Below are 7,585 nucleotides of genomic sequence, written 5' to 3'. Positions count from 1 at the left end.
CGTGGCCGTCGACACCCCCGAGGGCTCGGTGCTGGCGCCGTACGCCCAGGACCACGCCTTCATCTACCCGGCCTACTCCTTCACCGGCCTCGGTGAGGACGTCTCGGTCGAGCAGACCTACGACGCCGAGAAGCCCTTCGACGCCTCCTACGGCCGCGAGACCGTCACCACCGCGCTGGGGCGCGGCGCCGTCATCCAGGGCTGGGACGACGCCCTGGTCGGTCTGAACGTCGGCTCACGCGTGATGCTCGAGATCCCGCCGAACCTCGGCTATGGCAAGCAGGGCTCGGGTGAGGACATCCCGGGCGGCTCGACGCTCTACTTCCTGATCGACGTCCTGGCCGCCGGCTGACGGCGAGCACGACCATGAGCACTGCGGCGAAGACCGAGCGGCTGATGAAGCTGCTCATCATGCTCCTGGTCCAGCGCCACTTCGTCGCCAAGGACAAGATCCGCAGCATCCTCTACCCCGACGCCTCCACCGAGGCGTTCGAGAAGATGTTTGAGCGCGACAAGGAAGAGCTGCGCAGCCTCGGCGTCCCGGTCGAGGTGGGCCACATGGATGCCTACTTCGACGACGAGCCGGGCTACCGGATCCGCCCTGACCGCTTCGCGCTGCCCGAGATCGACCTGGCACCCGACGAGGCCGCGATCGTCGGTCTGGCCACCCGGGTCTGGGAGCACCAGCGACTCGCCCGGGCGACCACCGACGCCGTCCGCAAGCTCACCGCGGCCGGGGTCGACGTCGACCTGAGCGCCCTCGACATCGCCCAGCCGCGGCTCGTTGCCGACGAGCCTGCCTTCGACGCGTTCCTGCAGGCCCTGACCGAGCGCAGCGCGGTCGAGTTCGACTACTGGCGCTCGGGTGGCACCACGCCGGCCACCCGACACGTGCAGCCGTGGGGAGTCACGCGCTACGCCGGTCGCTGGTACGTCCTCGGCTTCGACACCGACCGGGGTGCCGAGCGCGTCTTCCGGCTCTCCCGGGTGCAGGGCGAGGCCAGGCTGACCGGGAAGCCCGGCGCCTACGAGATCCCGGCCGGCCTCGACATCTCCGCCACCACCCGACGCCTGGCCCCCGCCCCCAGCACCGAACGAGCCGTCGTCCTGGTGCGAGCCGGCTCCGGACTGCCGCTGCGGGCGATGGCCGACTCCGTCGAGTCCGACGTGTCAGGGCCCGACAGCCGGACGGCGTGGGACCGACTGGTCCTGACCCGCAGCAACGTCGGTCTCGAGGACGAGGTGCTCGGCTACGGCGACCACGTGTACGTCGAGGAGCCCGCCACGCTGCGCGACGCCGTCGTCGCGCGACTCAGAGGAGCCCTGGCATGAGCACGCCCAGCGGAGCCAAGGACCAGGTCGCTCGTCTGCTGACCCTGGTGCCCTACCTGCACGCCCACGGCGGCGTCCGCCTCGTCGATGCCGCCGAGGCACTCGGGGTCTCGCCCGAGCAGGTCCTCAAGGACCTCAAGGTGCTCTTCATGTGCGGGATGCCCGGCGGCTACCCCAACGACCTGATCGACGTCGACCTCGACGCCCTCGAGAGCGAGGCCGGTGAGGTGCAGCGCGACGGCGTCATCCGGGTCAGCAACGCCGACTACCTCGAGCGGCCGATGCGCCTGACGCCCACCGAGGCCTCGGCGATGATCGTGGCGCTGCGCGCCCTGCGTGCGGGCTCGGAGCCCGCGACCGTCGAGATCGTCGACCGGGTGCTCGTCAAGCTCGAGAGCGCCGCCGCCGACGGCCCCGCCGAGGTGCCCCTGGACGCAGCCCTGGACGAGCCGGGCCGCGACGCCGAGCTGGCGGCCCTGTCGGGGCGCCTGCGCGACGCCACGACGCGGCAGGTGCAGGTCGAGCTCGAGTACTACGTGCCCACCCGCGACGAGCAGTCGCACCGCGTCGTGGACCCCCGCGGGGTCACCCAGCACCACGGTTTTGCCTATCTCGACGCCTGGTGCCACTCCGCCGAGGCACCGCGCCTGTTCCGCCTCGACCGGATCTCGTCGGCAACCGTGCTCGACACCCCGGTGAAAACCGAGCCCACGGCCCCGCGCGACCTCAGCGACGGGATCTTCGCAGGCAGCGACGACACGACCACCCTGGTGACCCTGCGGCTGGCTCCGCACGCGCAGTGGATCATCGAGTACTACCCGGTGGAGGCGGTCCGCCCCAGCGGCGAGCACGTCGAGGTCGACCTTCTCGTCGCAGATCATCGCTGGCTGACCAAACTGCTTCTACGGTTGGCTCCGAATGCCTCTGTGGTCGCCCCCGCAGACTTCACCGCGGACTTCACGGCCGCCGCTCAGGACGCACTCGCGCTCTACGCCACCACCAGCGCGTAAGATCGAGACGTACGTCTTCCATGACATGCACAGACGACACCAACGGATGAGGGCCTCATGTTGAACCCGCTGATCGCAATGCCAGGCGGTGCGGAATGGTTGATCATTCTGGCCATCGTCATTCTCGTCTTCGGAGCCGCCAAGCTCCCCGAGCTGGCGCGCGGGACCGGCCAGGCGCTGCGCATCTTCAAGGCCGAGACCAAGGGCCTGCGCGACGACGACGACAAGGACGACGACAAGGAGCTGCCGACGTCCATGACCGAGGAGTCCCCGGTGACCCCGGAGACCCCGGTCGACAAGAACAACACCTGAGCGGGCCCACGCCGCTCAACCACACGACGACCTAAGCCATGTCGATCTCCGGCGTTGCCAACGTGTTCTCGGGCCGTCCCGTGCACCCTGTCGGGGCCGACGGCCGGATGGCCCTGTCCGACCACCTGCGTGAGCTGCGCGCGCGCGTCCTGAAGGTCGCGCTGATCATCGTCGCCGGGGCGGTGCTGTCGCTGGTCTTCTTCCAGGAGGTTTACGACCTCGTCTACGGGCCGATCACCACCGCGCAGCTGAGCCTGCCCGAGGACTCCAACCTGCTGACCAGCAACGGTCCCGGGGCGGGTCTCCTCATCTACTTCAAGCTCACGGCCTTCGCCTCGATCGTGCTCACCAGCCCGTTGTGGCTCTACCAGATCTGGGCCTTCATCATGCCCGGGCTGCACGCCCGTGAGCGCAAGTGGAGCCGGCTCTTCGCCGCCATCGCGGGCCCGCTGTTCCTGGCGGGCGTGTTCCTCGGCTACGTCACGCTGCCGAAGGGCCTGGAGATCCTCATCGGGTTCAACCCCGAGGGCCTCACCAACCTCGTCGACTTCGACGACTACCTCAGCTTCTTCAGCCGCACGCTGCTGGTCTTCGGCATCGCCTTCGAGATCCCGCTCTTCGTCATCCTGCTCAACCTCGCCGGGATCGTGTCGGGCAAGGCGCTCGGGGCCTACCGCCCGTGGATCGTGATCGGCGTCTTCATCTTCGCCGCCGTGGCCACGCCGTCCGCCGACCCGTTCACGATGACGCTCATGGCGGTGCCGATGGTGCTGCTCTTCGGGATCTCCGAGGTCATCTGTCGCTTCAACGACCGCCGTCGTGCCAAGCGCCGCTTCGCCGACCTCGACCCCGACGTGGCCTCGCCCCTGTGAGCACCCCCGTGATGACACCCGTCGCCGTCGACCCGTTCGACCTGCCCGAGGTGCTGGGCTCCGGCCCCGTCACCTGGAGCAGCATCGATGCCCTGGCCGGCGGACATCTCGTGCGTGGCGTGCTGCACGCGAGCGACGACAGGGACGTCGACTGCGACCTGCTCGCCGTCGACCAGGCCTATCCGGCCCCGGTCGCCTCGGAGGCGGTGCGGCTGCTGGTGCACCAGGCGTGGCGTCACGGCCAGGTGCACCTGATGTCGTACGACGAGCGCCTCACGCTGCTGGTCCCGGGGACGTCGTTCAGCGCCGACCTGGCGATGGACGCGGTCGGTCGCCTCGCGAAGGCGCTCGGCGCGGCGCCGTCGTCCTTCGCCGTCCACCTGCGACTCGGCGGCTGAGCCTCACCCGAGTGGCCACCCGGGCCCCACTAGGCTCGTGACATGTCTGGCCGCAACGACTCACTCGACCCCGACGTGGCCAGTCCGGCCGAGCGGTACGCCGCGTCCCGCGCTCGTCAGGCTCACCCGGTCTTCGCCGGCTTCGCGAGCCTCTACGACTTCACCCTGGACGACTTCCAGGTGCGCGCCTGCAAGGACATCGAGGACGGCCGCGGCGTGCTCGTGGCCGCGCCCACCGGCTCGGGCAAGACGATCGTCGGTGAGTACGCCATCCACCTGGCCCTCGAGACCGGGCGCAAGGCGTTCTACACCACACCGATCAAGGCGCTGTCGAACCAGAAGTACGCCGACCTCGTCGACCGCTACGGCGCCGACCAGGTCGGGCTGCTGACCGGCGACAACTCGGTCAACGGCGAGGCGCCGATCGTGGTGATGACCACCGAGGTGCTGCGCAACATGCTCTACGCAGGCTCGCGCACGCTGCTCGGGCTCGGCTTCGTGGTGATGGATGAGGTGCACTACCTCGCCGACCGTGCACGCGGCGCGGTCTGGGAGGAAGTGATCATCCACCTGCCGGAGTCGGTGACCCTCGTGTCGCTCTCGGCGACGGTGTCGAACGCCGAGGAGTTCGGCGAGTGGCTCGAGACGGTGCGCGGTGAGACCACCACGATCGTCGAGGAGCGGCGTCCGGTGCCGCTCTACCAGCACGTGATGGTCGGACGACGTCTGCTCGACCTCTTCGCCTCCTCCGACGTCGACGCGGCCGCGGGCTTCGTCAAGGAGGGCGCACCCGTCAACGACGAGCTGATGAAGATCGCGCGGGATGACTGGGCGGCGACGAGGATCAGGGACCGTCGAGCGCCCAAGGGCCAGCGGGGGAGCCAGAAGGGCAACCAGCGCGGGGCCCAGCGTGGTGGCGGTCCCGGCGGGAAGCAGGTCGGCAACGGTCGACGGGTCTGGATCCCGGGCCGCGCCGACGTGATCGAGCGGCTCGACCACGAGAAGCTGCTGCCGGCGATCGTGTTCATCTCCAGCCGCGCCGCGTGCGACGCCGCGGTGACGCAGTGCCTCAACGCCGGGATCCGTCTGACCACGGCCCAGGAGCGTGACGAGATCCGCGGATTCGTGGAGTCGGCGTGCCGCGACCTGCCGCCCGACGACCTGCACGTGCTCGGATACCACGACTTCCTCGACGCGCTGACCCGCGGACTCGCCGCCCACCACGCCGGCATGCTGCCGGCGTTCAAGCAGGTCGTCGAGGAGCTCTACCTGCGTGGGCTCTGCAAGGTGGTCTTCGCGACCGAGACCCTGGCGCTCGGCATCAACATGCCCGCCCGCACGGTCGTGATCGAGAAGCTGTCGAAGTGGAACGGCGAGACGCACGCCGACATCACGCCGGGGGAGTACACCCAGCTCACCGGCCGTGCCGGACGACGCGGGCTCGACGTCGAAGGTCACGGAGTGGTGCTCTGGCAGCCGGGGATGAACCCGCGCGAGCTCGCCGGTCTCGCCTCGACGCGCACCTATCCGCTGCGGTCGTCGTTCAGGCCGTCGTACAACATGGCCGTCAACCTCGTGCACCAGTTCGGCCGCTCCCGCTCGCGCGAGCTGCTCGAGCAGTCCTTCGCCCAGTTCCAGGCCGACAAGGCCGTCGTCGGGCTCGCCCGACAGCTGACCAAGAGCGACGACGCGCTCGCGGGCTACGCCGAGGCGGCGCAGTGCCACCTCGGTGACTTCATGGAGTACGCCGGGATCCGCCGCCGCATCAGCGAGGTCGAGAAGTCCGCGAGTCGTGCGCGGCGCACCGATCGTCGTGACGAGGCGGCCGCGTCGCTGAAGGCGCTCAAGCCGGGCGACGTGATCATGGTGCCGGCCGGCAAGTTCTCCGGGTATGCCGTCGTGATCGACCCCGGCTGGTCGGAGCCCGACGACGGGGGACCCCGCCCGTACGTCGTCACCGCCGAACGTCAGGCGCGCCGCCTGGCGATGATGGACTTTCCGACGCCGGTCACGGCGATCACGCGACTCAAGGTGCCCAAGAGCTTCAACGGGCGCAACCCGCAGATGCGCCGGGACCTCGCCTCCGCCCTGCGCGACCGCACCCACAGCCTCACGCCGCCCCCGACCCGCAGCGCCGGTGGGACCGTGGGGCTGTCGAGCCAGGCCGAGGAGGAGATCGCGGCGCTGCGTGAGCAGCAGCGGGCCCACCCGTGCCACGGGTGCACCGACCGCGAGGACCACGCGCGCTGGAGCGAGCGCTACTTCAAGCTCGACCGGGACGCAGCGACCCTGCGTCGGCGCATCGAGCAGCGCACCAACACCGTGGCGCGCCAGTTCGACCGGGTGTGCGACGTGCTGACGTCGCTGGAGTACCTCGACGGTGACGAGGTCACCGAGCGCGGCAAGCGACTGATGCGGCTCTACTCCGACGTCGACCTGCTGGCGGCCGAGGCGCTGCGGCACGGTCTCTGGGACGACCTGTCACCCGCGGGGCTCGCGTCCGCGCTCTCCGCGCTCGTCTACGAGGCCCGGCGGGCCGACGACGTCCGGGCGCCGCGGGTGCCGGGCAACGGGGTCAAGCAGGCCCTCGACCAGACCCAACGCCTCTGGGCCGACCTCGACAGCCTCGAGCGCGAGCACCACCTCGACTTCCTGCGATCTCCCGACGTGGGGATGTCGTGGATCGCCTACCGGTGGGCCGAGGGCGACGACCTCGACGACCTGATCGGTGACTCCGACATGTCGGCCGGGGACTTCGTGCGGCGGATGAAGCAGCTGCTCGACCTCGCCGGACAGGTCGCTGATGCTGCGGGCGACACGCCGCTGCGCGCCACCGCGCGCGACGCCGTACGGGCGATGCGGCGCGGGGTCGTGGCCTACTCGGGGCTCGCTGAGTAGGCGCTTAGCGCGGTCGCAATTGTTGTCGTTTGGTCCCAAACGACAACGATCCGGCCCGCAAACTCGCCGTTTGGGACCAAACGACAACAACTTCAGCGCGAGGAGAGCACCTTGACGAGGCGCTCGGCGGGGGACTCGAGGCCCCACTGCTCGGCGAGGGCGAGGACGCGGTCGGGGTCGGCGGGGACCCGGGGGAGCGTGAGGTCGGAGCGGTCGAGGTCGATGTCGCGGGCCACCTCGCAGACCGTGGGCGCCACGGCGAGGTAGTCGAGCGAGGTCTTGATCTTGTTGCGCGGGCCCGGCGCCATCTCCGAATCGGGATCGGAGGCCGCGGCGATGATGCCGTCCAGGTCGCCGAAGCGTTGCAGGAGCGTGGCCGCGGTCTTCTCGCCCACGCCGGCCACGCCCGGGAGTCCGTCGGAGGCGTCGCCCCGCATGGCTGCGAAGTCGGCGTACTGCGCAGGCGTCACGGCGTACTTGTCGACGATCCACCCCTCGGTGACCCGCTCGTGGCGCCCGACGCCCTTGCCGATGTAGAGGATCCGGACGTCGGCCTCGTCGTCGACGAGCTGGAACAGGTCACGGTCGCCCGTCACCGCGTCGACCGGCTGGCCGGCACCGGTCGCCAGGGTCCCGATGACGTCGTCGGCCTCGTAGCCGTCGGCGCCGATCACCCGGATGCCGAACGCCTCCAGCACGTCGAGGATGATCGGCAGCTGGGCCTCGAGGGGGTCAGGGACCTCTTCGACGTCGGGGGCGGAGG

Annotated in this window: 8 protein-coding genes; 7 read left to right on the top strand and 1 reads right to left on the bottom strand. The window is 70.1% G+C overall.

The genetic code is table 11. The annotated features are described in order from the left end of the window. The 7 genes from VOI19_RS10055 to VOI19_RS10025 all read left to right on the top strand — a co-directional run. Positions 1 to 352: FKBP-type peptidyl-prolyl cis-trans isomerase (locus VOI19_RS10055; protein WP_323792828.1), on the top strand; the 352-nt coding region annotated here is incomplete at its 5' end. 14 nt (positions 353 to 366) lie between these two features. Next, a complete protein-coding gene (locus tag VOI19_RS10050; protein WP_323792827.1) occupies positions 367 to 1,332 on the top strand; it encodes a helix-turn-helix transcriptional regulator in 966 nt (321 codons plus the stop codon). Continuing rightward, complete coding sequence (locus tag VOI19_RS10045; RefSeq protein ID WP_323792826.1) at positions 1,329 to 2,342, top strand: WYL domain-containing protein; 1,014 nt, start codon at positions 1,329 to 1,331, stop codon at positions 2,340 to 2,342. The genes VOI19_RS10050 and VOI19_RS10045 overlap by 4 nt, the downstream gene beginning before the upstream one ends. Positions 2,343 to 2,399: 57 nt before the next feature. After that, a complete protein-coding gene (gene tatA / locus VOI19_RS10040) occupies positions 2,400 to 2,654 on the top strand; it encodes a twin-arginine translocase TatA/TatE family subunit (RefSeq protein ID WP_323792825.1) in 255 nt (84 codons plus the stop codon). A gap of 38 nt (positions 2,655 to 2,692) precedes the next feature. Beyond that, entirely contained in the window at positions 2,693 to 3,526 is an 834-nt protein-coding gene (gene tatC / locus VOI19_RS10035; protein ID WP_323792824.1) for a twin-arginine translocase subunit TatC, read from the top strand. Next, the gene (locus VOI19_RS10030; RefSeq protein ID WP_323792823.1) at positions 3,523 to 3,924 is read left to right on the top strand and encodes a hypothetical protein; all 402 of its coding nucleotides are present in this window, start codon (positions 3,523 to 3,525) and stop codon (positions 3,922 to 3,924) included. The genes tatC and VOI19_RS10030 overlap by 4 nt, the downstream gene beginning before the upstream one ends. A 42-nt stretch (positions 3,925 to 3,966) precedes the next feature. Continuing rightward, positions 3,967 to 6,822, top strand: coding sequence for a DEAD/DEAH box helicase (locus tag VOI19_RS10025; RefSeq protein ID WP_323792822.1), 2,856 nt, complete (start codon positions 3,967 to 3,969; stop codon positions 6,820 to 6,822). Positions 6,823 to 6,914: 92 nt separating this feature from the next. Here the strand turns inward: VOI19_RS10025 and VOI19_RS10020 are convergent. Further along, the coding region (locus VOI19_RS10020; protein WP_323792821.1) for a 5'-3' exonuclease at positions 6,915 to 7,585 on the bottom strand (671 nt) is incomplete at its 5' end.

The sequence above is a fragment of the Nocardioides sp. genome (assembly GCF_034670285.1).
Lineage (GTDB): Bacteria > Actinomycetota > Actinomycetes > Propionibacteriales > Nocardioidaceae > Nocardioides.
The sequence above is the reverse complement of the archived record's forward strand: the minus strand, read 5'-3'. Positions and strand labels throughout refer to the sequence as shown.